This is a genomic window from Escherichia sp. WS1450 (assembly GCF_046487395.1).
GTDB classification, from domain to species: Bacteria; Pseudomonadota; Gammaproteobacteria; order Enterobacterales; family Enterobacteriaceae; genus Escherichia; species Escherichia coli.
On record NZ_JBJQJO010000012.1, the window covers coordinates 116908 to 138060 of the forward strand.

The window sequence follows — 21153 nt, forward strand, 5'->3', positions numbered from 1 at the left end:
AACGGCGTATTAACCGCCTGAGTAGCACTATGTTAACCGAGCAGTAGCGATGTTGCTACGATTGCATTCCAGGGGAATCTTGCGGGAATAATGAGAAAGATAAAAATAGGGCTGGCGCTGGGATCTGGCGCGGCGAGAGGTTGGTCGCATATTGGCGTTATTAATGCGCTAAAAAAAGTGGGTATTGAAATTGATATCGTTGCAGGATGTTCAATTGGTTCGCTGGTGGGCGCTGCCTATGCATGCGATCGACTATCTGCGCTGGAAGATTGGGTGACCTCTTTCAGTTATTGGGATGTTTTACGCCTGATGGATCTCTCCTGGCAGCGCGGTGGGTTACTGCGCGGCGAGCGTGTCTTCAATCAATATCGCGAAATAATGCCGGAAACCGAGATCGAAAATTGTTCCCGTCGCTTCGCGGCTGTTGCCACCAATTTAAGTACTGGGCGCGAATTATGGTTTACTGAAGGCGATCTTCATCTTGCTATTCGTGCATCATGCAGTATTCCAGGACTAATGGCACCCGTTGCGCATAACGGCTACTGGCTGGTTGATGGCGCTGTAGTTAACCCAATTCCTATTTCGCTCACGCGTGCATTGGGTGCTGATATTGTGATAGCGGTCGACCTGCAGCACGATGCTCATTTGATGCAACAAGATCTGCTCTCCTTTAATGTCAGTGAAGAAAATAGCGAGAATGGTGATTCTCTGCCGTGGCATGCGCGTCTGAAAGAAAGGTTGGGCAGCATAACGACACGTCGGGCGGTGACAGCGCCAACGGCAACAGAGATTATGACCACTTCTATCCAGGTGCTGGAGAACCGCCTTAAAAGGAACCGCATGGCAGGTGATCCGCCCGATATTCTGATTCAACCTGTTTGCCCGCAAATATCTACGCTTGATTTCCATCGCGCGCACGCTGCCATTGCGGCCGGGCAGCTGGCAGTGGAAAAGAAAATGGACGAACTTTTGCCGTTGGTACGCACCAACATTTGACCAGAATTTTTATCTACACTTAAGTTAATTCTGACAGGCGCAGGTGGCAATAGCATGCCACTATTGAGTAAAGCCAGTCAGGGGAGAGAACATGACGCAGCCATTGGTCGGAAAACAGATTCTCATTGTTGAAGATGAGCAGGTATTTCGCTCGCTTCTGGATTCGTGGTTTTCCTCATTGGGAGCGACAACGGTACTGGCGGCTGATGGGGTGGATGCCCTTGAGTTGCTGGGAGGTTTCACTCCAGACCTGATGATATGTGATATCGCGATGCCACGAATGAACGGGCTTAAACTGCTGGAGCATATACGTAACAGAGGCGACCAGACCCCAGTTCTGGTGATATCTGCCACTGAAAATATGGCAGATATTGCCAAAGCGTTACGTCTGGGCGTTGAAGATGTTTTGCTGAAACCAGTTAAAGATCTGAATCGCTTGCGCGAGATGGTTTTTGCCTGTCTCTATCCCAGCATGTTTAATTCCCGCGTTGAGGAAGAGGAAAGGCTTTTTCGCGACTGGGATGCAATGGTTGATAACCCTGCCGCAGCGGCGAAATTATTACAGGAATTGCAACCGCCGGTTCAGCAGGTGATTTCCCATTGCCGGGTTAATTATCGTCAATTGGTTGCCGCGGACAAACCCGGCCTGGTGCTTGATATTGCCGCACTTTCGGAAAACGATCTGGCATTTTATTGCCTTGATGTCACCAGAGCTGGACATAATGGCGTACTTGCTGCCTTGTTATTACGCGCATTGTTTAACGGATTATTACAGGAACAGCTTGCACATCAAAATCAACGGTTGCCAGAGTTGGGCGCGTTATTGAAGCAGGTAAACCATTTACTCCGTCAGGCCAATCTGCCGGGGCAGTTTCCGCTATTAGTTGGCTATTATCATCGCGAACTGAAAAATCTCATTCTGGTTTCTGCGGGGCTGAATGCGACGTTAAATACCGGCGAACACCAGGTGCAAATCAGTAATGGTGTTCCGTTAGGCACTTTAGGTAACGCTTATTTGAATCAATTGAGCCAGCGATGCGATGCCTGGCAATGCCAAATATGGGGAACCGGTGGTCGGCTTCGCTTGATGTTGTCTGCAGAATGAGCAAACGATAACGCGGGCTAAATTTGCATTACCAGCTAATGTCGGCTGGTGGTACTATCGTCGCCATTCGTATAAGTAATTGTCTTAATTATGCTAACTCGCCTCCTTTTCAGAACTTAGCCCCTTCGGGGTGCTGATATACTGGGATGCGATACAGAAATATGAACACGTTCAAAACACGAACAGTCCAGGAGAATTTAAATGGCTGCCATTAATACGAAAGTCAAAAAAGCCGTTATCCCCGTTGCGGGATTAGGAACCAGGATGTTGCCGGCGACGAAAGCCATCCCGAAAGAGATGCTGCCACTTGTCGATAAGCCATTAATTCAATACGTCGTGAATGAATGTATTGCGGCTGGCATTACTGAAATTGTGCTGGTTACTCACTCATCTAAAAACTCGATTGAAAACCACTTTGATACCAGTTTTGAACTGGAAGCAATGCTGGAAAAACGTGTAAAACGTCAACTGCTTGATGAAGTGCAGTCTATTTGTCCGCCGCACGTGACTATTATGCAAGTTCGTCAGGGGCTGGCGAAAGGCCTGGGACATGCGGTATTGTGTGCTCACCCGGTAGTGGGTGATGAACCTGTGGCTGTTATTTTGCCTGACGTTATTCTGGATGAATATGAATCCGATTTGTCACAGGATAACCTGGCAGAGATGATCCGCCGCTTTGATGAAACGAGTCATAGCCAGATCATGGTTGAACCGGTTGCTGATGTGACCGCATATGGCGTTGTGGATTGCAAAGGCGTTGAATTAGCGCCGGGTGAAAGCGTACCTATGGTTGGCGTGGTTGAAAAACCAAAAGCGGATGTTGCGCCGTCTAATCTCGCTATTGTGGGTCGTTACGTACTTAGCGCGGATATTTGGCCGTTGCTGGCAAAAACCCCTCCGGGAGCTGGTGATGAAATTCAGCTCACCGACGCAATTGATATGCTGATCGAAAAAGAAACGGTGGAAGCCTATCATATGAAAGGGAAGAGCCATGACTGTGGTAATAAATTAGGTTACATGCAGGCCTTCGTTGAATACGGTATTCGTCATAACACCCTTGGTACGGAATTTAAAGCCTGGCTTGAAGAAGAGATGGGCATTAAGAAGTAACATCCGTATCGGTGTTATCCACGAAACGGCGTTGAGCAATCGACGCCGTTTTTTTATAGCTTATTCTTATTAAATTGTCTTAAACCGGACAATAAAAAATCCCGCCGATGGCGGGATTTTTAAGCAAGTGCAATCTACAAAAGATTATTGCTTGATCAGGAAATCGTCGAGGGATTTACCTTGCTCATCCATTGCTTTTTTGATTACAGCTGGAGTACGGCCCTGGCCAGTCCAGGTTTTAGTTTCGCCGTTTTCGTCAACGTAGCTATATTTTGCCGGACGCTGAGCACGTTTAGCTTTGGTGCCAGATTTAACGGCAGCAAGGCTATTCAGCAGTTCGTTCGGGTCAATACCGTCAGCGATCAGCATTTCGCGATATTGCTGCAGTTTACGAGTGCGCTCTTCAACTTCAGCAGCAGCCGCGCTTTCTTCTTCGCGACGTTCGTTAACAACAACTTCTAATTTTTCCAGCATTTCTTCCAGCGTTTCAAGTGTACATTCTCTTGCCTGCGCACGAAGAGTACGGATGTTGTTCAGAATTTTAAGTGCTTCGCTCATTGTAGTAATCTCAAACTTATATTGGGGTGGTTTGTTGAGGTAATAATAGAGCCTTAAATTCAGTTGTGCAATAGCCAGGAATGTAAGGAATTCAAAATTGTTCTTTATTTTGTGCCGCCAATAAATATCTTTTCATAAAATTAGCCAGAAAAGACGCGGCATATAGCCCTATTTGCGCCGATGATTTCGCAGCACGTGAGGTTAAAACTTCCTGATTCATGTCACATTTTATGGGGAGATTATCGTAGGCTGACGACCTTTCAGTCTTCTGTATTAGTCGTGTTTACGAGAATTCCCTATTAAGCGAATGATGAAAAGTAGAACAGTCGCAATAAGAGCAGGGACTTAGTATTGCACTATCTCCAGGAGGTCAACAGAGGGCTATTACTTGCGCAACAGGTTAAAGATTGTGAATAGTTACCAGCAGTCATTTACCCGCTTATAACAAGCGAGGCAGTTGTAATGATAGCTCAGAAGGATTATGCAAGGCTTCGTAAGGGAGAACGCATATACCACTTCTGTGCATACTGTTGAGCTGAAAAACTGACGAATTATGATAAACTCCAGCCAACTTTAATTCATATCATTGAGGGCCTGTGGCTGATGGCACAGCTATATTTCTACTATTCCGCAATGAATGCGGGTAAGTCTACAGCATTGTTGCAATCTTCATACAATTACCAGGAACGCGGCATGCGCACTGTCGTATATACGGCAGAAATTGATGATCGCTTTGGTGCCGGGAAAGTCAGTTCGCGTATAGGTTTGTCATCGCCTGCAAAATTATTTAACCAAAATTCATCATTATTTGATGAGATTCGTGCGGAACATGAACAGCAGGCAATTCATTGCGTACTGGTTGATGAATGCCAGTTTTTAACCAGACAACAAGTATATGAATTATCGGAGGTTGTCGATCAACTCGATATACCCGTACTTTGTTATGGTTTACGTACCGATTTTCGAGGTGAATTATTTATTGGCAGCCAATACTTACTGGCATGGTCCGACAAACTGGTTGAATTAAAAACCATCTGTTTTTGTGGTCGTAAAGCAAGCATGGTGCTGCGTCTTGATCAAGCAGGCAGACCTTATAACGAAGGTGAGCAGGTGGTTATTGGTGGTAATGAACGCTACGTTTCTGTATGCCGTAAACACTATAAAGAGGCGTTAGAAGTCGGCTCATTAACGGCTATTCAGGAAAGGCATCGCCACGATTAATAAGAATTTCTTTACTGACAGGGTGAGCAGGGCGCTTTTATCCTGTCAGTTCGTTTTACTCACTTCTTCCGGTGTATATACCCTTCTCGACAGTTCTTTAACGCCGCTATACGCCTCACAGGGCGCTTAAGCACCGACGTTGACTTGTGACCTGTAAAGTACAATATCGCTGTGTTTAGGCGTTATACATCGCCGTAAATATGATGAAGGCAAATGCTGTCGGTTTATGGGAAAGTTGCTTTGGGTAAAACAAAAAAACGGCCCCAGAAGGGACCGTTTATGTTGCCAGACAGCGCTACTGATTAAGCGGATTTCTTCGCTTTTTTCTCAGCTTTAGCCGGAGCGGCTTCTTTTTTCGCTGCAGTTTCACCTTCTACATAATCACGACCGTAGTAGGTATCCAGCAGAATCTGTTTCAGCTCGGAGATCAGTGGGTAACGCGGGTTAGCGCCGGTGCACTGGTCATCGAATGCATCTTCAGACAGTTTATCCACATTCGCCAGGAAGTCTGCTTCCTGAACGCCAGCTTCACGGATAGATTTCGGAATACCCAGTTCAGCTTTCAGCGTTTCCAGCCATGCCAGCAGTTTCTCGATCTTAGCAGCAGTACGGTCGCCCGGTGCGCTCAGACCCAGGTGGTCAGCAATTTCAGCATAACGACGGCGAGCCTGTGGACGGTCATACTGGCTGAATGCAGTCTGCTTGGTCGGGTTGTCGTTCGCGTTGTAGCGAATAACGTTACAAATCAGCAGGGCGTTTGCCAGACCGTGTGGAATATGGAACTGGGAACCCAGTTTGTGCGCCATTGAGTGACATACACCCAGGAAGGCGTTCGCAAACGCGATACCCGCGATAGTTGCTGCACTGTGAACACGTTCACGCGCTACCGGATTTTTAGATCCTTCGTGGTAGGACGCTGGCAGATATTCTTTCAGCAGTTTCAGCGCCTGCAGAGCCTGACCATCAGAGAACTCAGATGCCAGTACAGAAACATAAGCTTCCATGGCGTGAGTTACTGCGTCGAGACCACCGAAAGCACACAGGGACTTCGGCATGTCCATAACCAGGTTGGCATCGACAATCGCCATATCCGGGGTCAGCGCATAGTCTGCCAGCGGATATTTCTGACCAGTAGCGTCGTCAGTTACAACCGCAAACGGAGTGACTTCAGAACCTGTACCAGAAGTGGTGGTGACAGCGATCATTTTCGCTTTCACGCCCATTTTCGGGAACTTGTAGATACGTTTACGGATATCCATAAAGCGCAGCGCCAGTTCTTCGAAGTGAGTTTCCGGATGTTCGTACATGACCCACATGATCTTCGCGGCGTCCATCGGGGAACCACCACCCAGCGCGATAATCACGTCTGGTTTGAAGGAGTTTGCCAGTTCTGCACCTTTACGAACGATGCTCAGGGTCGGGTCAGCTTCTACTTCGAAGAAGACTTCAGTTTCAACGCCTGCTGCTTTCAGTACGGAAGTGATCTGATCAGCATAACCATTGTTGAACAGGAAGCGGTCAGTCACGATGAGCGCACGTTTGTGGCCATCAGTAATCACTTCATCCAGCGCGATTGGCAGGGAGCCACGGCGGAAGTAGATAGATTTCGGAAGTTTGTGCCACAACATGTTTTCAGCTCGCTTAGCAACGGTTTTCTTGTTGATCAGGTGTTTCGGACCAACGTTTTCAGAGATGGAGTTACCACCCCAGGAACCACAACCCAGAGTCAGGGAAGGTGCGAGTTTGAAGTTATACAGGTCACCGATACCACCCTGAGAAGCCGGGGTGTTAATCAGGATACGAGCCGTTTTCATTTTCTGACCGAAGTAAGAAACGCGAGCCGGTTGGTTATCCTGGTCAGTGTACAGGCAAGAGGTATGACCAATACCGCCCATAGCTACCAGTTTCTCTGCTTTTTCTACCGCGTCTTCGAAATCTTTAGCGCGGTACATTGCCAGAGTTGGGGACAGTTTTTCATGTGCGAACGGTTCGCTTTCATCAACAACGGTCACTTCACCGATCAGAATCTTGGTGTTTTCTGGTACAGAGAAGCCTGCCAGTTCAGCAATTTTATAGGCTGGCTGACCAACGATAGCCGCGTTCAGCGCACCGTTTTTCAGGATAACGTCCTGAACAGCTTTCAGCTCTTTACCCTGCAACAGATAGCCGCCGTGGGTTGCGAAACGTTCACGTACTGCGTCATAAACAGAGTCAACAACAACAACAGACTGTTCAGAAGCACAGATTACGCCGTTGTCGAAGGTTTTGGACATCAGTACAGATGCAACTGCACGTTTGATATCAGCAGTTTCATCGATAACAACTGGAGTGTTGCCCGCGCCTACACCGATAGCTGGTTTACCGGAGCTGTATGCGGCTTTAACCATGCCCGGACCACCAGTCGCGAGGATCAGGTTGATGTCTGGGTGGTGCATCAGTGCGTTAGACAGTTCAACAGAAGGTTGATCGATCCAGCCGATCAGATCTTTCGGAGCACCGGCAGCGATAGCAGCCTGCAGAACGATATCAGCTGCTTTGTTGGTGGCATCTTTTGCTCGCGGGTGCGGGGAGAAGATAATGGCGTTACGGGTCTTCAGGCTGATCAGCGATTTGAAGATAGCAGTTGAAGTCGGGTTAGTGGTCGGAACGATACCGCAAATAATACCGATTGGTTCAGCGATAGTGATGGTACCAAAAGTGTCGTCTTCAGACAGAACACCACAGGTTTTTTCATCTTTATAGGCGTTATAGATATATTCAGAAGCAAAGTGGTTTTTGATCACTTTATCTTCGACGATACCCATGCCGGATTCGGCAACGGCCATTTTCGCGAGTGGGATTCGAGCATCTGCAGCAGCCAGAGCGGCGGCGCGGAAGATTTTGTCTACTTGCTCTTGAGTGAAACTGGCATATTCACGCTGGGCTTTTTTTACACGCTCTACGAGTGCGTTAAGTTCAGCGACATTAGTAACAGCCATAATGCTCTCCTGATAATGTTAAACTTTTTTAGTAAATCATCTGCTCGAATACGAGAGTATAGTCAGTGCGGTGATGATTTGCTTAACCGATGAAAATCAAAAGCTTACTCGCGCTCACACTCACTGTGATTTACTAAAAGAGTTTAAACATTAGAGTTATTATCTCTAATGCGTCACTTCCAGGTGGCGTAAGCAAGATTACTCACTTCTGGGTACTGATTACGTGATCCAAATCAAATTTTTGCAAAGCTGACACCTTTCAGCATCGCTTTTCGCCATTATAGCTAACAGTTAATAAATTGTAGTATGATTTGTTGGCTACATTATCATGTTTTGCACAACCAGATAACAATAACGAATGATAGCAATTTTAAGTAGTTAGGAGGTGAAAAATGCTGTCAAAAGGCGTATTGTCAGCGCGTCTTTTTAACCTTATTTATGGCTAACATTATCCGGCTTTTGCTTCGGAGCTAACCGTGATTCAGACCCTTTTTGATTTTCCCGTTTACTTCAAATTTTTCATCGGGTTATTTGCGCTGGTCAACCCGGTAGGGATTATTCCCGTCTTTATCAGCATGACCAGTTATCAGACAGCGGCAGCGCGAAACAAAACTAACCTTACAGCCAACCTGTCTGTGGCCATTATCTTGTGGATCTCGCTTTTTCTCGGCGACACGATTCTGCAACTTTTTGGTATATCAATTGATTCGTTCCGTATCGCCGGGGGCATCCTGGTGGTGACGATAGCGATGTCGATGATCAGCGGCAAGCTTGGCGAGGATAAACAGAACAAGCAAGAAAAATCAGAAACCGCGGTACGTGAAAGCATTGGTGTGGTGCCACTGGCGTTGCCGTTGATGGCGGGGCCAGGGGCGATCAGTTCTACCATCGTCTGGGGTACGCGTTATCACAGCATTAGCTATCTGTTTGGTTTCTTTGTGGCTATTGCATTGTTCGCTTTATGTTGCTGGGGATTGTTCCGCATGGCACCGTGGCTGGTACGGGTTTTACGCCAAACCGGCATCAACGTGATCACGCGTATTATGGGGCTATTGCTGATGGCATTGGGGATTGAATTTATCGTTACTGGTATTAAGGGGATTTTCCCCGGCCTGCTTAATTAATTCCTTTCAAATGAAACGGAGCTGTCATGCTCCGTTTACTTCGTCATTATTTTTACTTTGTTCCCGCGCAGTTATCAAAAGCAAAAGGAATGGGTGAAAATATTCTTCTCAAATTACAGTTGGTTATAAGGATTTCCTTAACTGCTTCTCCTCACCATCATGTTATTTTCGCCACATCATAATCCTGGGCTTGCTGAAGAATAATTGAAATGATATTAGTAATTCCACTGCTTTTGGTAGAGGAAAGTGCTAAATAATAATCAATTGTTAAATTATTGTGCATTTCACTACTGGAACTGTAATCAGAAAAGAGAGACATGCTTAACCAATCTCTATTTGATTGAATTAAAAGATGTTTGTTAAGACATGGATGCAAGCTATAGATTCTGATACGGTCAATAAAAGAGAATTGCTTAACAATTTTGCAAAATGTATTGGCGAGTAAGAAGCGCATTTGGTACTTTCCGGGCAACCGCCAGACGATTCTTTATTGGTAATGAGAATAATTAACAATTAAAGAGCGTCGCGAAAGAATAATGTGTCTCGACAGGGGAGACACAGTACGAATCGACATAAGGTGATCGTCTGAATCACCAGAATAAATAAAGTCGGTGATAGTAATACGTAACGATAAAGTAACCTGACAGCAGAAAGTCTCCGAGCCTGTGCAGGGTCCCAATCCGGGATTACACATGCTGGTTAATACCAGTAATTATAATGAGGGAGTCCAAAAAACAATGACCAACATCACCAAGAGAAGTTTAGTAGCAGCTGGCGTTCTGGCTGCGCTTATGGCAGGGAATGTCGCGCTGGCAGCTGATGTACCCGCAGGCGTCACACTGGCGGAAAAACAAACGCTGGTACGTAACAATGGTTCAGAAGTTCAGTCATTAGATCCGCACAAAATTGAAGGTGTTCCGGAGTCTAATATCAGCCGAGACCTGTTTGAAGGCTTACTGGTCAGCGATCTTGACGGCCATCCGGCACCTGGCGTCGCTGAATCCTGGGATAATAAAGATGCGAAAGTCTGGACCTTCCATTTGCGTAAAGATGCGAAATGGTCTGATGGCACGCCAGTCACAGCCCAAGACTTTGTGTATAGCTGGCAACGTTCTGTTGATCCGAACACCGCTTCTCCGTATGCCAGTTATCTGCAATATGGGCATATCGCCGGTATTGATGAAATTCTTGAAGGGAAAAAACCGATTACCGATCTCGGCGTGAAAGCTATTGATGATCACACATTAGAAGTCACCTTAAGTGAACCCGTTCCGTACTTCTATAAATTACTTGTTCACCCGTCAACTTCACCGGTGCCAAAAGCCGCTATCGAGAAATTCGGCGAAAAATGGACCCAGCCTGGTAATATCGTCACCAACGGTGCCTATACCTTAAAAGATTGGGTCGTAAACGAACGAATCGTTCTTGAACGCAGCCCGACCTACTGGAACAACGCGAAAACCGTTATTAACCAGGTAACCTATTTGCCTATTGCTTCTGAAGTTACCGATGTCAATCGCTACCGTAGTGGTGAAATCGACATGACTTATAACAACATGCCGATCGAATTGTTCCAGAAGCTGAAAAAAGAGATCCCGGACGAAGTTCACGTTGATCCATACCTGTGCACTTATTATTACGAAATTAACAACCAGAAACCGCCATTTAACGATGTACGTGTGCGTACCGCACTGAAACTGGGTATGGACCGCGATATCATTGTTAATAAAGTGAAAGCGCAGGGCGACATGCCCGCCTATGGTTACACTCCACCGTATACTGATGGCGCAAAATTGACTCAGCCGGAATGGTTTGGCTGGAGCCAGGAAAAACGTAACGAAGAAGCGAAAAAACTGCTGGCTGAAGCGGGTTATACCGCAGACAAACCGTTAACCATCAACCTGTTGTATAACACCTCCGATCTGCATAAAAAGCTGGCGATTGCAGCCTCTTCATTGTGGAAGAAAAACATTGGTGTAAACGTCAAACTGGTTAACCAGGAGTGGAAAACGTTCCTCGACACCCGTCACCAGGGCACTTTTGATGTGGCCCGTGCAGGCTGGTGTGCAGACTACAACGAACCAACTTCCTTCCTGAACACCATGCTGTCGAACAGCTCGATGAATACCGCGCATTATAAGAGCCCGGCCTTTGACAGCATTATGGCGGAAACGCTGAAAGCGACTGACGAGGCGCAGCGCACAGCTCTGTACACTAAAGCAGAACAACAGCTGGATAAGGATTCGGCCATTGTTCCTGTTTATTACTACGTGAATGCGCGTCTGGTGAAACCGTGGGTTGGTGGCTATACCGGCAAAGATCCGCTGGATAATACCTACACCCGGAATATGTACATTGTGAAGCACTAATGGCAATACGTGGGGCAGGCGTGTCCTGCTCCACGGTGTCTGATTTTTATCGCATTACAGAAGGCACAGGCCAGAAGGTAGGGCAATGTTAAAATTTATTCTACGTCGCTGTCTGGAAGCGATTCCGACGCTATTTATTCTTATTACTATTTCGTTCTTCATGATGCGCCTCGCGCCGGGAAGCCCTTTTACCGGCGAACGTACTTTACCGCCAGAAGTGATGGCCAATATCGAAGCGAAATATCATCTTAATGATCCGATCATGACACAGTATTTCAGCTACCTGAAACAACTGGCGCATGGCGATTTCGGTCCATCGTTTAAATATAAAGATTATTCGGTCAACGACCTAGTTGCATCCAGTTTTCCCGTTTCTGCCAAACTGGGAGCCGCAGCATTTTTCCTTGCGGTAATACTGGGTGTTAGTGCTGGCGTTATTGCAGCATTAAAACAAAACACCAAATGGGACTATACCGTGATGGGGCTGGCAATGACCGGGGTTGTTATCCCCAGTTTTGTGGTTGCGCCATTATTAGTCATGATATTTGCGATCATTTTGCATTGGCTGCCGGGCGGTGGCTGGAATGGTGGTGCGCTTAAATTCATGATATTGCCGATGGTGGCGTTGTCACTCGCCTATATCGCCAGTATTGCGCGTATTACCCGTGGCTCTATGATTGAGGTTTTACACTCCAACTTTATTCGTACTGCCCGGGCGAAAGGGTTACCTATGCGGCGGATCATTTTACGCCACGCATTAAAACCTGCTCTGTTACCCGTGCTCTCCTATATGGGCCCCGCATTTGTCGGCATTATTACCGGTTCTATGGTTATCGAAACCATTTATGGTTTGCCGGGGATTGGGCAACTGTTCGTTAATGGCGCATTGAACCGTGACTATTCCTTAGTGTTAAGCCTGACTATCCTGGTTGGTGCGTTAACCATTTTGTTTAATGCCATTGTCGATGTGCTATATGCGGTTATCGACCCGAAAATCCGTTACTGATACTGGAGCTCGCGATGATGTTAAGTAAGAAAAACAGCGAGACGCTGGAAAATTTCAGTGAAAAGCTGGAGGTCGAAGGGCGCAGCTTGTGGCAGGACGCACGTCGACGTTTTATGCATAACCGTGCGGCGGTTGCCAGTCTGATAGTGCTGGTGCTAATCGCGTTATTTGTCATCCTGGCACCGATGCTTTCGCAGTTTGCCTATGACGATACTGACTGGGCGATGATGTCCAGCGCCCCAGATATGGAGTCCGGTCACTACTTTGGTACTGACTCATCCGGTCGCGACCTGCTTGTGCGTGTTGCGATTGGCGGGCGTATCTCACTCATGGTCGGTGTTGCTGCGGCACTGGTGGCTGTGGTCGTCGGGACACTTTATGGTTCGCTTTCCGGTTATCTGGGCGGTAAAGTGGATTCGGTAATGATGCGTCTGCTGGAAATCCTCAACTCCTTCCCATTCATGTTCTTCGTCATTTTGCTGGTGACCTTTTTCGGTCAAAACATCCTGCTGATTTTCGTGGCGATAGGCATGGTTTCCTGGCTGGATATGGCTCGTATTGTGCGTGGGCAAACCCTGAGTCTGAAGCGTAAAGAGTTTATTGAGGCGGCACAAGTTGGCGGTGTATCGACGCCGGGCATTGTTATTCGCCACATTGTACCGAACGTACTCGGTGTGGTGGTGGTCTACGCATCGCTACTGGTGCCCAGCATGATCCTCTTTGAATCTTTCCTTAGCTTCCTGGGGTTGGGGACGCAAGAGCCGTTAAGCAGCTGGGGCGCATTGCTGAGTGATGGCGCGAACTCGATGGAAGTCTCTCCATGGTTACTGTTGTTCCCAGCGGGATTCCTCGTGGTGACGCTATTTTGTTTCAACTTTATCGGCGATGGCTTGCGTGATGCCCTCGACCCGAAAGATCGTTAAGGAGTGCAGCCATGAGCGTAATTGAAACTGCAACTGTGCCGCTCGCACAACAACAGGCTGACGCACTGCTGAACGTGAAAGATTTGCGTGTCACCTTTTGTACCCCGGACGGCGACGTCACGGCGGTCAATGATTTGAATTTTTCCCTACGTGCCGGAGAAACGCTGGGCATTGTAGGTGAGTCTGGTTCGGGTAAATCGCAAACTGCATTTGCGTTGATGGGCCTGTTGGCTGCCAACGGACGTATTGGCGGATCGGCAACCTTCAATGGGCGTGAAATCCTCAATTTGCCAGAGCGTGAACTCAATAAACTGCGCGCTGAACAAATCTCAATGATTTTTCAGGACCCAATGACTTCGTTGAATCCCTATATGCGTGTCGGTGAGCAGTTGATGGAAGTGCTGATGCTGCATAAGAACATGAGCAAAGCTGAGGCGTTTGAAGAGTCGGTGCGGATGCTCGATGCGGTAAAAATGCCGGAAGCGCGTAAACGCATGAAAATGTACCCGCATGAATTTTCTGGTGGCATGCGTCAGCGAGTCATGATTGCGATGGCATTGCTATGTCGACCTAAGCTGCTGATTGCTGATGAACCCACTACTGCGCTGGACGTCACCGTACAGGCGCAGATCATGACTCTATTGAATGAACTGAAGCGGGAATTTAATACCGCCATCATTATGATCACCCACGATCTTGGCGTGGTGGCGGGGATCTGCGACAAAGTGCTGGTAATGTACGCCGGGCGCACGATGGAATATGGCAACGCGCGCGATGTCTTTTATCAACCCGTTCATCCTTATTCTATCGGTTTACTCAACGCGGTGCCGCGTCTCGATGCGGAAGGTGAAACAATGTTGACCATCCCGGGTAATCCGCCAAACTTGCTGCGATTACCGAAAGGTTGCCCGTTCCAGCCACGTTGTCCACATGCGATGGAAATTTGTAGTAGCGCACCGCCGCTGGAAGAGTTTACGCCTGGCCGTCTGCGTGCTTGCTTTAAACCGGTGGAGGAACTGTTATGAATGCTGTAACTGAAGGAAGAAAAGTCCTCCTTGAAATCGCCGATCTGAAAGTGCACTTTGAAATCAAAGATGGCAAACAGTGGTTCTGGCAACCGCCGAAAACGCTCAAAGCCGTCGATGGTGTCACTCTTCGCCTGTATGAAGGGGAAACATTAGGTGTGGTAGGGGAATCGGGATGCGGTAAGTCCACCTTTGCTCGCGCCATCATCGGTTTGGTCAAGGCGACCGACGGTCATGTTGCCTGGTTAGGTAAAGAGTTGCTGGGCATGAAGCCCGATGAATGGCGTGCCGTTCGCAGTGATATTCAGATGATTTTCCAGGATCCGTTGGCATCGCTAAACCCGCGTATGACCATCGGCGAGATTATCGCTGAACCGATGCGTACCTATCATCCGAAAATGTCACGCCAGGAAGTTCGCGAGCGCGTGAAGGCGATGATGCTGAAAGTCGGGTTATTGCCTAACCTGATTAACCGCTATCCGCATGAGTTCTCCGGTGGGCAGTGCCAGCGTATCGGGATTGCTCGTGCACTTATTCTTGAACCGAAGCTGATTATCTGTGATGAGCCGGTGTCGGCGCTGGACGTGTCAATTCAGGCGCAGGTGGTCAACCTGCTCCAGCAGCTGCAACGTGAGATGGGATTGTCATTAATTTTTATCGCTCACGACCTGGCCGTGGTAAAACACATTTCCGATCGTGTGTTAGTGATGTATCTCGGCCATGCGGTAGAACTGGGGACCTATGATGAGGTCTATCACAATCCGCTACATCCTTACACCAGGGCATTGATGTCGGCAGTCCCCATACCTGATCCGGATCTGGAGAAGAACAAAACCATCCAGTTACTGGAAGGGGAATTACCGTCGCCGATCAACCCGCCTTCCGGTTGTGTTTTCCGTACCCGTTGCCCGATTGCCGGTCCGGAGTGTGCCAAAACACGTCCTGTGCTGGAGGGGAGTTTCAGACACGCCGTTTCTTGCCTGAAAGTCGATCCGCTTTAAACACAATAAGGGCTGACAGTTGTCAGCCCTTTTTCACGCCGAAAGTGATTATTTATTCCCGCCAGATGATATGGCAAAGTTTGTGATCTTTTTCGCGGCATAACAGAATGCGGGCGAAAACATCGTTGATTTCACCATCTTCACTGTCCGCCAGACCAATCACCACTTCGGCAAAAAAGTCCGGGTTCAAATCGAAATCAACATGTTCCTGCCAGTCTTCCGCCGGATCGAATAACTCCGCGCCGCCGCGCTCTTCAAACTGAAGATTGAACAGCAGAACATCAGCTGGATCGAGATTGTCGGCAGCCAGTTCGAGAAAAATATCGTAGGCCTGCTCAAGCGTTTCATCTTCAGTCAGGCGATTGTTTAGATCCATATCCATAGTCACTACCTGTTTAACCTCTGTTGGCGACGTTTTACAGCAACGGGCTGAAGAAGTAAAACAGTCGCTCGGCGACACGTTGCCATAATGGGCGTTTTAGCCATAAACGGGCATCGAGCAGACGAGAACGCGAAATATAATCGTCCTGAACGGCGGCGAGGTCAGCACCAAACCCTTTATCGTCGATTGCCAGGGTAATCTCGAAATTCAGCCACAGACTACGCATATCAAGGTTAACGGTACCAACCAGACTTAATTCGCCATCGACCAGCACGCTCTTGGTATGCAATAACCCGCCTTCAAACTGATAAATTTTAACCCCAGCAGCCAGCAGTTCCGTAAAGAACGCGCGACTAGCCCAGCCAACCAGCATTGAATCATTTTTTCGCGGAAGGATAATACTGACATCCACCCCGCGCTGCGCCGCCGTGCAAATCGCATGAAGTAAATCATCGCTGGGCACAAAGTAGGGCGTCGTCATGATCAAATATTCACGTGCCGAATAAGCCGCAGTCAGTAATGCCTGGTGAATGAGATCTTCCGGAAAGCCGGGGCCAGAAGCAATTGTGTGAATGGTGTGACCGCTGGCCTGCTCAAACGGCATAATATTGACATCTGGTGGTGGCGGCAGAATACGTTTCCCGGTTTCAATCTCCCAGTCGCAGGAATAAATAATCCCCATCGCGGTAGCGATGGGACCTTCCATACGCGCCATCAGATCAATCCATTGCCCTACGCCCGCATCTTGTTTGAAGTAGCGAGGGTCGACCATATTCATGCTGCCGGTGTACGCGATGTAATTATCGATCATGATCATCTTGCGATGTTGGCGCAGATCCATACGGCGTAAAAACACACGCATCAGATTGACCTTTAAGGCTTCGACCACTTCAATACCGGCATTACGCATTAGCTCGGGCCACGGGCTGCGGAAAAAAGCTACACTCCCGGCGGAGTCGAGCATCAATCGGCAATGAATACCACGCCGTGCAGCGGCCATTAATGATTCAGCCACCTGGTCCGCCATGCCGCCGGGCTGCCAGATATAAAACACCATCTCAATATTATGGCGCGCGAGCTGGATGTCGCGGATTAACGCCTGCATCACATCATCAGACTCGGTCATCAGTTGTAGCTGATTCCCTTTGACCCCTGCGATCCCCTGACGACGCTCGCAAAGCTTGAATAATGGCGCAGCGACACTGCTATTTTCCTCGGCGAAGATATGCTTACAGGCTTTAAGGTCGTTAAGCCACTTTGCGGTGGAAGGCCACATCGCTCTGGCGCGCTCAGCGCGGCGTTTGCCTAAATGGAGCTCGCCAACAGCAAGATAGGCAATAATTCCGACTAACGGCAGAATGTAAATAATCAACAGCCAGGCCATCGCGGAGGGAACTGCGCGTCGTTTCATTAGAATGCGTAAAGTTACGCCTGCAATGAGCAACCAGTATCCCAGAATGGCCAACCAACTCACCAACGTATAAACGGTTGTCATAGATTAGAAATCCTTTTGAAAGCGCATTGTTATGAGTTTACGCATATGGATTCATCTGGCAAATAAAAACGCGGGAAAAGCACTGGTCAGCGTCGGGGGCGGGGGTATAATGACCATTCTGTTATTGCATAGAGTAGTTAACATGAAGCGGAGTAGAACGGAAGTGGGGCGCTGGCGTATGCAGCGTCAGGCTAGCCGACGTAAATCGCGTTGGCTTGAGGGGCAGTCGCGCCGAAATATGCGTATCCACAGCATCAGGAAGTGCATTCTAAACAAACAGCGTAACTCGTTATTGTTTGCGATCTACAATATCTAAATGTACTGGGCACCATTGCGGTGCCCAATAAGTTTACTCTTCCGTCTTTAAACTCTATTTTTGCGCCGATTCTTTATTGTCAGCTTTCGTTTCTTGTTCATCGTTATCGCTGAAAATACCATGACCTGAGTTCAACAACATTGAAACGAGCATATCATTATTAATCTCTTCACCATTTAAAACTCGCGCCAGAATTTCGCTGCCAAACAGTTGCGGTGAGAGAATGATATCCGGATGTACCATCTTAATCTTATTCAGGTTTTTGCTATCACTGACGGCGAGAACTGTTTTGACATCACTGCTCATATCTTTTGCCGATAGTACAACAAACGCGTTATCAGCATCGTTATCACTCAGCGCCAGAATGGCCCGGCATCGATCGATTCCTGCTTTCTTTAATACTGAACTGTCATTACTGTCACCGGGGATAACATCAGCGTTATCACCTAAGCGTTGCTCAAGTTGCTTGATATCATCTTCAGGCAAGTTGCTGATAACCGTTACATTTTGTCCGCGTTGATTCAGTTGCAGAATCGTATTGATGGCGAGAATCGAATGCCCGCAAACAATAAAATGATCTTTACGATGCATTGTATGATTGTTTCCTTTTACAAGTTTGTTGAATCCCCCGCGGATAAGCGGACCAAAAATTGAAGTCATGGAGGTGGCAAAAACGGTAATGCCGGAAATAATGACCGAAATAGTGAACAATCGTGCTGATTCAGAAACAGGGACAATATCGCCATAGCCGACGGTTGACATGGTTTCTATCGAAAAATAGAACGCGGTCATCAAACTTTCTATTCGCGGATTAAAACCTTCGCTTAAATAAAGCGCACCGTAGGTGGAGTAAAACAGTAACGTCGTGAAACTAATAAATGCGAAAATTGTCCCGGCTGCGGCGCTACTGTGGGAGAAGTCTTTGCGCAGTATCAGCAAAAACACCAGCGTAAAAATGCAAAATCCAATACTAAATTTCAGCCAGGGATAAAAATGCAGGGTGTAAATTAGCGCTATCAACAACAAAATGATACTGATTGCCCATGCGAGCTTTGCCCGGAACAGTAAGCCAATGGAGTTCAGGACAAGAAAGACGCCGAGCATAAAGAGTGGGGCGTTTGCCAGCAAGGAGAGATCTAACTCTGAAAAGGCTTTGATATGGAAAATATCAAGCAAATTGACCGACATACCATAGATTGTTTTAAAAATAAGCAATCCATTTAAAAAGACGGCCAGCGCGAGAATGTCGTGCCGTAGGGTCACCCATAAATTTGTTGCTGTTTGTTTGAATGTAGCCCAGTGACTCACTGATACCTCTGTAACCACAATTTTGTTTAATTATCGTAACGTGCACATTTTCTGAACATACATGCAGCACGTGAATGTGTTAAACAATAGTAGATGACTTCATCCGCAGTAATCAAAGGTTTTGAGTGAGCAACTCTGCGTCAGGAAAGGGCATTTTTCCTGAATATGCTCGCATCATATAAAGAAATACAGATAAAGTTATTATCTGCTTGTGGGGTTGAATGCACTGACCGACCTATAAGGAAAGGCCAAACAAGGACACGGTTGCAAAAACCGTGCCCTTAAATATTGAATCTCTATTCAGAACACTTTCTTAAATGGTTTCACTGAAACGTGTTCATAGACACCTGCCGCTACGTACGGGTCAGCATCGGCCCAGGCCTGAGCTGCTTCCAGCGATTCAAATTCAGCAATAACGGTTGAGCCAGTAAATCCCGCAGCCCCTGGATCGTTACTGTCTACTGCTGGCATTGGACCAGCTGTCAACAAACGACCTTCATCATGCAGTAACTGTAAACGTGCTAAATGTGCCGGACGAACGGAAAGGCGTTTTTCGAGGCTATCAGCTTTGTCTTGAGCGTAAATAACATACAACACGGGCACAACTCCTTGTTCGGGAAAGTTGTAAAGTACGTTATTTGAAAGGGCGAAGATCTGCAACGGAAAGATGATGTCTTTGTTAAGACCATTTAAAAAGTAAGGTCAATTACGCCAAAAATGACATTTTCACTGATCCTGATCGTCTTGCCTTATTGAATATGATTGCTATTTGCATTTAAAATCGGGGCCTGGTTTTTCTACTGAAATGATTATGACTTCAATGACCCTTGATTTAAGTCTATTCGGTTTTCTTTAGATGTTCATCTCACATCATCTTCAATTGATGTTCCTTACACCTCCCTAGAGCGTTAAGATAGTTAACCGATTGAGTTTTCAGGATAAGAAAGGATGAGTGACACAACTGACTTCTTCAGCATGTTAGCTGATATCACTATGGCTACTACCGCTGTCTGGGCTGCATTCAAAGCTAATGACTGGTTTAAAACCAAGCGTCTTGAGAGTGCTGAAAACTTCTATAAAGAAGTACACAATCTCCATAAACGTTACTATTCAGCTATCCAATACGTTGAGGATTCAAGAAGAATATTTGATAGTCAGTATGGATTGCATACGCCAATATCTGAACCTAAAGACGAGTCGTTGCAATGGGAGGTTAAATCGAACTCTTACAAAATCATCGCTGAACTGGATTATCTGGCATCGTCACTACAAATGATGGATGCAATGGGTAACAAACTTAGCCCTAAATCGGGTGCACTGGTTAGTAATATGATGGAAGCACATGGACGATTCTGTAATGATGTGATGAATTTCAATGACTCAGTTTGGAAGGTTATAAGGGCAGGTATAACTGAAGAGAACATCCCACCTACGCGAGGCTATGTGAACGGCGATTACATGGCTATCCTTACCAGTATGGATGAACCTGTAAAGATATCGTTTGAGTTAAAAGAAATCAGTTTTAAAGATTTTTACCAGCATGAAACCACTATGCAGTCAGTAATAACGTGGCTGAAATCACTCATCAATAGAACAGGTAAAAACAGGCCATAAACAGGTGAGTATCTATTCAATTTAACGGTATTTTCCCATGTGTCTATACAGTAATGCACAGATTCTATGCAGTATCAGTACAGTCTCTTTTTAATGTAACTTATTGATATATATTAAGAATCTCCACGTGCTCTGTTTGGGTTAAGCTGTGTCGTATCAGTCATCCCTCTCTCGACTCCTAGAAAAGTGCTATATACAGGTCTATATAACGATTGTGACCATAAAATTCATTCCCTAAATCATTCAGTTAGCTATAAAATCGTCACACAAAGCAAAAGGGAGATTTCTAAATGAGTGATGAGTCAATCACAGATTCCGTGAAAGATGTTGTTAAAGAGCGTCTGAAAAATCCTTTATGGGGTTACATAGCTCTTTCATGGTGTGGCTTTAACTGGCAAAACTTGGCGGTCTTGTTCATGAGCAAGTCATCAGTAACTACCCGCATAGAGCAAATCACAAGTGCTGAAAATTTCTATTTGTTGTATTTAGCAGCACCTATCACAGTAGGGATTGTGAACCGCCCCGGGTTTCCTGGAGAGTGTTTTATCTGTGAACTCAGGCTGCCAGATCATCGTTTCCGATGGAAGCATAATAAGCTTTTTCTGCTTCTGCCGGAGGAGTA

At 46.9% G+C, this 21153-nt stretch carries 20 protein-coding genes and 1 pseudogene; 14 read left to right on the forward strand and 7 right to left on the reverse strand.

What is annotated here, in order from left to right; genetic code table 11:
* Positions 1 to 90 precede the first annotated feature (90 nt).
* From rssA to galU, 3 genes are all read left to right on the forward strand, one after another.
* The gene (rssA, locus tag ACJHYR_RS15930) at positions 91 to 996 is read left to right on the forward strand and encodes a patatin-like phospholipase RssA (protein WP_001226476.1); all 906 of its coding nucleotides are present in this window, start codon (positions 91 to 93) and stop codon (positions 994 to 996) included.
* 91 nt (positions 997 to 1087) lie between these two features.
* Positions 1088 to 2101: a two-component system response regulator RssB gene (gene rssB, locus ACJHYR_RS15935; protein ID WP_000193447.1), complete on the forward strand. Its 1014-nt coding sequence runs from the start codon at positions 1088 to 1090 to the stop codon at positions 2099 to 2101.
* A 201-nt stretch (positions 2102 to 2302) separates the two neighbouring features.
* Positions 2303 to 3211, forward strand: coding sequence for a UTP--glucose-1-phosphate uridylyltransferase GalU (gene galU, locus ACJHYR_RS15940; protein ID WP_000718999.1), 909 nt, complete (start codon positions 2303 to 2305; stop codon positions 3209 to 3211).
* A 144-nt stretch (positions 3212 to 3355) separates the two neighbouring features.
* Here the strand turns inward: galU and hns are convergent, their stop codons facing one another.
* A complete protein-coding gene (gene hns / locus ACJHYR_RS15945; RefSeq protein ID WP_001287378.1) occupies positions 3356 to 3769 on the reverse strand; it encodes a histone-like nucleoid-structuring protein H-NS in 414 nt (137 codons plus the stop codon).
* A gap of 603 nt (positions 3770 to 4372) precedes the next feature.
* Here hns and tdk point away from each other — a divergent pair.
* On the forward strand, positions 4373 to 4990 hold the full coding sequence (gene tdk / locus ACJHYR_RS15950; RefSeq protein ID WP_000068076.1) for a thymidine kinase: 618 nt from the start codon (positions 4373 to 4375) through the stop codon (positions 4988 to 4990).
* Positions 4991 to 5292: 302 nt separating this feature from the next.
* On the opposite strand, the gene adhE is transcribed toward tdk, so the two are convergent.
* The gene (adhE, locus tag ACJHYR_RS15955) at positions 5293 to 7968 is read right to left on the reverse strand and encodes a bifunctional acetaldehyde-CoA/alcohol dehydrogenase (RefSeq protein ID WP_000301651.1); all 2676 of its coding nucleotides are present in this window, start codon (positions 7966 to 7968) and stop codon (positions 5293 to 5295) included.
* A gap of 392 nt (positions 7969 to 8360) precedes the next feature.
* Here adhE and ychE (ACJHYR_RS15960) point away from each other — a divergent pair, with 392 nt between their 5' ends.
* Complete coding sequence (gene ychE, locus ACJHYR_RS15960) at positions 8361 to 8414, forward strand: protein YchT (protein ID WP_211180492.1); 54 nt, start codon at positions 8361 to 8363, stop codon at positions 8412 to 8414.
* Positions 8415 to 8444: 30 nt separating this feature from the next.
* Complete coding sequence (gene ychE / locus ACJHYR_RS15965) at positions 8445 to 9092, forward strand: NAAT family transporter YchE (protein ID WP_000616773.1); 648 nt, start codon at positions 8445 to 8447, stop codon at positions 9090 to 9092.
* 157 nt (positions 9093 to 9249) lie between these two features.
* Here the strand turns inward: ychE (ACJHYR_RS15965) and ACJHYR_RS15970 are convergent, their stop codons facing one another.
* On the reverse strand, positions 9250 to 9546 hold the full coding sequence (locus ACJHYR_RS15970; RefSeq protein ID WP_001211514.1) for a hypothetical protein: 297 nt from the start codon (positions 9544 to 9546) through the stop codon (positions 9250 to 9252).
* 283 nt (positions 9547 to 9829) lie between these two features.
* On the opposite strand from ACJHYR_RS15970, the gene oppA reads away from it, so the two are divergent.
* The 5 genes from oppA (at position 9830) to oppF (ending at position 15416) form a co-directional block, all read left to right on the forward strand.
* Positions 9830 to 11461 carry an oligopeptide ABC transporter substrate-binding protein OppA gene (gene oppA, locus ACJHYR_RS15975; protein ID WP_000182039.1) on the forward strand — a complete coding sequence of 544 codons (1632 nt, stop codon included), beginning with the start codon at positions 9830 to 9832 and terminating at the stop codon, positions 11459 to 11461.
* Between the two features lie 85 nt (positions 11462 to 11546).
* Positions 11547 to 12467, forward strand: a complete 921-nt coding sequence (gene oppB / locus ACJHYR_RS15980; RefSeq protein ID WP_000911112.1) for an oligopeptide ABC transporter permease OppB — start codon at positions 11547 to 11549, stop codon at positions 12465 to 12467.
* Positions 12468 to 12481: 14 nt separating this feature from the next.
* Positions 12482 to 13390: an oligopeptide ABC transporter permease OppC gene (oppC, locus tag ACJHYR_RS15985; RefSeq protein WP_000979659.1), complete on the forward strand. Its 909-nt coding sequence runs from the start codon at positions 12482 to 12484 to the stop codon at positions 13388 to 13390.
* A gap of 11 nt (positions 13391 to 13401) precedes the next feature.
* Entirely contained in the window at positions 13402 to 14415 is a 1014-nt protein-coding gene (oppD, locus tag ACJHYR_RS15990; RefSeq protein ID WP_000110930.1) for a murein tripeptide/oligopeptide ABC transporter ATP-binding protein OppD, read from the forward strand.
* Positions 14412 to 15416, forward strand: a complete 1005-nt coding sequence (gene oppF, locus ACJHYR_RS15995) for a murein tripeptide/oligopeptide ABC transporter ATP-binding protein OppF (RefSeq protein WP_000994911.1) — start codon at positions 14412 to 14414, stop codon at positions 15414 to 15416. The genes oppD and oppF overlap by 4 nt, the downstream gene beginning before the upstream one ends.
* Before the next feature lie 52 nt (positions 15417 to 15468).
* Here the strand turns inward: oppF and ACJHYR_RS16000 are convergent, their stop codons facing one another.
* A complete protein-coding gene (locus tag ACJHYR_RS16000) occupies positions 15469 to 15798 on the reverse strand; it encodes an HI1450 family dsDNA-mimic protein (protein WP_000366959.1) in 330 nt (109 codons plus the stop codon).
* Positions 15799 to 15832: 34 nt separating this feature from the next.
* On the reverse strand, positions 15833 to 17293 hold the full coding sequence (gene cls, locus ACJHYR_RS16005; protein ID WP_000214516.1) for a cardiolipin synthase: 1461 nt from the start codon (positions 17291 to 17293) through the stop codon (positions 15833 to 15835).
* Positions 17294 to 17435: 142 nt separating this feature from the next.
* Between cls and ACJHYR_RS16010 the strand changes: the two genes are divergently transcribed.
* Complete coding sequence (locus ACJHYR_RS16010; protein WP_001309467.1) at positions 17436 to 17609, forward strand: YciY family protein; 174 nt, start codon at positions 17436 to 17438, stop codon at positions 17607 to 17609.
* Between the two features lie 54 nt (positions 17610 to 17663).
* On the opposite strand, the gene kch is transcribed toward ACJHYR_RS16010, so the two are convergent.
* Together kch and ACJHYR_RS16020 are read right to left on the reverse strand one after the other, a co-directional pair.
* On the reverse strand, positions 17664 to 18917 hold the full coding sequence (kch, locus tag ACJHYR_RS16015) for a voltage-gated potassium channel protein (protein ID WP_001306570.1): 1254 nt from the start codon (positions 18915 to 18917) through the stop codon (positions 17664 to 17666).
* Between the two features lie 300 nt (positions 18918 to 19217).
* Positions 19218 to 19514 (reverse strand): YciI family protein, encoded by a 297-nt coding sequence (locus ACJHYR_RS16020; protein ID WP_000967595.1) that lies wholly within the window; start codon positions 19512 to 19514, stop codon positions 19218 to 19220.
* A gap of 351 nt (positions 19515 to 19865) precedes the next feature.
* Here ACJHYR_RS16020 and ACJHYR_RS16025 point away from each other — a divergent pair, with 351 nt between their 5' ends.
* Both ACJHYR_RS16025 and ACJHYR_RS16030 read left to right on the forward strand, forming a co-directional pair.
* On the forward strand, positions 19866 to 20531 hold the full coding sequence (locus ACJHYR_RS16025; protein WP_001285812.1) for a hypothetical protein: 666 nt from the start codon (positions 19866 to 19868) through the stop codon (positions 20529 to 20531).
* A gap of 290 nt (positions 20532 to 20821) precedes the next feature.
* A pseudogene (locus ACJHYR_RS16030) lies at positions 20822 to 21153 on the forward strand (hypothetical protein); the annotation flags it as partial.